The sequence below is a fragment of the Rhizobacter sp. P2_H2 genome (genome assembly GCF_056403375.1).
The window spans coordinates 1-3,003 of record NZ_JBFUFP010000681.1 but is presented as its reverse complement, the minus strand read 5'-3'; the positions used below and the strand labels follow the sequence as shown (position 1 = coordinate 3,003).

At 70.8% G+C, this 3,003-nt stretch carries 3 protein-coding genes and 1 pseudogene; 1 reads left to right on the top strand and 3 read right to left on the bottom strand.

Annotated features, from left to right (window positions below; all coding sequences use genetic code 11):
• The 3 genes and pseudogenes from AC1D15_RS24605 to AC1D15_RS24595 form a co-directional block, all read right to left on the bottom strand.
• Positions 1 to 324: pseudogene (locus AC1D15_RS24605) on the bottom strand (hypothetical protein); the annotation flags it as partial.
• A complete protein-coding gene (locus tag AC1D15_RS24600; RefSeq protein ID WP_047507952.1) occupies positions 321 to 761 on the bottom strand; it encodes a DNA polymerase III subunit chi in 441 nt (146 codons plus the stop codon). The pseudogene AC1D15_RS24605 and the gene AC1D15_RS24600, both read right to left, overlap by 4 nt.
• Before the next feature lie 112 nt (positions 762 to 873).
• On the bottom strand, positions 874 to 2,346 hold the full coding sequence (locus AC1D15_RS24595) for a leucyl aminopeptidase (RefSeq protein WP_477828036.1): 1,473 nt from the start codon (positions 2,344 to 2,346) through the stop codon (positions 874 to 876).
• A gap of 26 nt (positions 2,347 to 2,372) precedes the next feature.
• Between AC1D15_RS24595 and lptF the strand changes: the two genes are divergently transcribed.
• A partial coding sequence (lptF, locus tag AC1D15_RS24590) for an LPS export ABC transporter permease LptF (protein ID WP_477828035.1) occupies positions 2,373 to 3,003 on the top strand: 631 nt, incomplete at its 3' end.

The following is a 3,003-nucleotide window of genomic DNA, read 5'->3' as shown; positions in this document are numbered from 1 at the left end:
CTTGTATTCGAAGACCAGGTCGAGCTGGCGCTGCACGTCGGTGAGCACGCGCTGGACGATGACGTCTTCGCTGAGCGGGGCCGCGGCAGCAGCAGCGCGAGGCGCCGGCGGTGGCGGCAGCGGCGGCAGTTGTGGTGTCAGTGCAGCCGGCGCCGTGGCCGCGAACGCCGGTGGCGCGGGCTGCGCGATCGGCGCAACAGGCGCGCGCGGCGGCGGTGCTTCGACCACCTCGGCCACCGGCGGTGGCGCACTGCGGGCACTCGGCACGACCTCGGTCAACACCGGAAGCCGATGCGGCGGCTGTTGGCGCGGCGTCGTGCTCACCCGCCCTCCTGCGCGACGTCGTGCCGCACGATCGGGTAACCCCGGTCGGTGTAGTGCTTCCAGCGCGCCCGGCCCGACGGGCGGTCATCGCCGTCGCGCGAGACCAGCTCGATCACGCGCTCGAAGCTCTCGAAGCCGTCGGCAGGCGCTTCGCCCAGGTTCAGCAGCACCTCGTGGTGCGGCGCATCGGCCACCTGCTCGACCAGCCACACCGGCGTGTGCGCAAGCCGCGGCGCGATCGCCTGGCCAGCGCGTGCATGCACATGGGGCACGAAATCGGTGGGTTCGAACACCCACAGCTGCTTGTCGAGGCGCCCGAGCACCGGCGCGGGGCCTGCGACCACCACGCGTGCACCGCGGCGAGTCGCCTTGCGCAGCAACCTGCACGCATACGACAGCCTGTCGGGCACGTTGAAGTGGAAGCTGACCTCGGTCATGTGAGCCCCCCAGTCGCTTCGCTCCTGCCCCCGAGGGGCGCCTCCCCTCGGCCCGGCAAAGCCGGATCCTGGGGAGTGGCTTGATGGAGCGGCGTGGCGCGGGCCCGTGACATCACTTTGCCTGGGAGAGCACGAACTGGGTCAGCAGCGGCACCGGCCGGCCGGTCGCGCCCTTGGCCGCACCGGACTTCCAGGCCGTGCCCGCGATGTCCAGGTGCGCCCAGCGGTACTTGGCCGTGAAGCGGCGCAGGAACATCGCCGCGGTGATCGCACCGCCGGCACGCGGGCCGACGTTGCCCATGTCGGCGAAGTTGCTCTTCAGCGCCTCGTCGTATTCCTCGTCCAGCGGCATGCGCCAGGCCGGGTCGAGCGCGCTCTGGCCGGCGGCCAGCAGCTCGGCGGCCAGCGCGTCGTCGGCGGTGAACAGGCCCGAGTTGTGGTGGCCCAGCGCGATCACGCAGGCGCCGGTCAGCGTCGCGATGTCGACCACCACCGCCGGCTTGAAGCGCTCGGCGTAGGTCAGCGCATCGCACAGGATCAGCCGGCCTTCGGCATCGGTGTTCAGGATCTCGATCGTCTGGCCCGACATGCTGGTGACGACGTCGCCCGGCTTCACCGCGCGGCCGCTGGGCATGTTCTCGCAGGCCGGGATGATGCCGATCAGGTTCAGCTTCGGCTTCAGTTCGGCCACCGCGCGCAGCGTGCCGAGCACGCTCGCGGCGCCGCCCATGTCGAACTTCATCTCGTCCATCTCGGCGGCCGGCTTGATCGAGATGCCGCCGGTGTCGAAGGTGATGCCCTTGCCGACCAGCACGATCGGCGCCTGCGTCTTCGCGGCACCCTCGTAGCGGGCGACGATGAAGCGCAGCGGCTCGTCGGAACCCTGCGCGACCGCGAGGAACGAGCCCATGCCGAGCTTCTCGACCGCCTTGCGGTCCAGCACCTCGACCTTCAGGCCGTGGTCCTTCGCGAGCTTCTTCGCCTGCTCGGCGAGGAAGGTCGGCGTGCAGTGGTTGCCCGGCCGGTTGGCGCATTCGCGTGCCAGCTCGACGCCGGCACCGATCGCCTCGCCGACCGCCAGGCCCGACTGCACCGCCTTGGCCTGCGCCTTGTCGCACACCAGCGTCAGCTTGGCGATGGCCGAGGCGGCCGGCGCGCTGGGCTTGGTGTGGCGGTAGACGTAGGTGGCGTCGCCGGCCGCGGCGACCAGCGCCTGCGCATGTGCCGCGCCCAGCTCGCCGGTGGAGGCCAGCGCGACGGCCACGTGCTTCGCGCCGCCGCCCTTCAGCTGGGCCAGGCCGTTGGCGACCGCTGTCTTGAAAGCCTTCGCGGTGCCCGAGGCGGCCGCGGCGACCACCACGCGCGGCGCCTTCACGCCGGCCACGCGGTGCAGGTACAGCGCCCGCCCGGCCTTCAGCGCGAAGTCGCCCTGGGCAATCGCCTCGTTGATGGGGGCCGCGAGCTTCGCGTCGAGCACCGCATCGACGGTGTTGCCGCCGGCGGATGCATCGACCACCACGAGCAAGGCGTCGGCCTGCAGGGTTGCCAGGGCGCCGGAAGAAGAAACCTGATGTCTGAAGTCCATAATGCGAGCCAGTCCAGAATCCAACGATGTTATTCGATTCCTCCCTGCGGCGAGACCTCGCCCGCACATTCGGCGCCACGCTGGTGGTGATCCTCACCATCGTGCTGACGATGATGCTGATCCGCACGCTGGGCCAGGCGGCGCTGGGGCGCATCGCCCCGCAGGACGTGGTGCTGCTGCTGGGCTACGTGGCGCTCGCCCAGCTGCCGACGATGCTCAGCCTGTCGCTGTTCATCGCCACCGTCTCCACGCTGACCCGCATGTACCGCGACAGCGAGATGTCGATCTGGTTCGCCAGCGGCGTCGGGCTGTCGCGCTTCGTGCGGCCGGTGCTGCGCGTGAGCTGGCCGGTGCTGCTGGTGGTGGCGCTGCTGGCGCTGTTCGTGTGGCCGTGGATGAACGCTCGCAGCGCCGAGTTGCGCGAGCGCTTCGAGCGCCGCTCCGACCTGTCGCGCGTCGCGCCCGGGCAGTTCCAGTCCTCGCGCGACGGCCGCCGCACCTTCTTCATCGAGCGCGACAGCGAAGACGGCCGCACCGGCCGCAACGTCTTCATCCTGACCGCGCAGGCCGACAAGGAATCGGTGACCTCGGCGCGCAGCGGCCACATCGAGAACACCGACGACGACCGCTACCTGGTGCTCGACAGCGGCCAGCAGA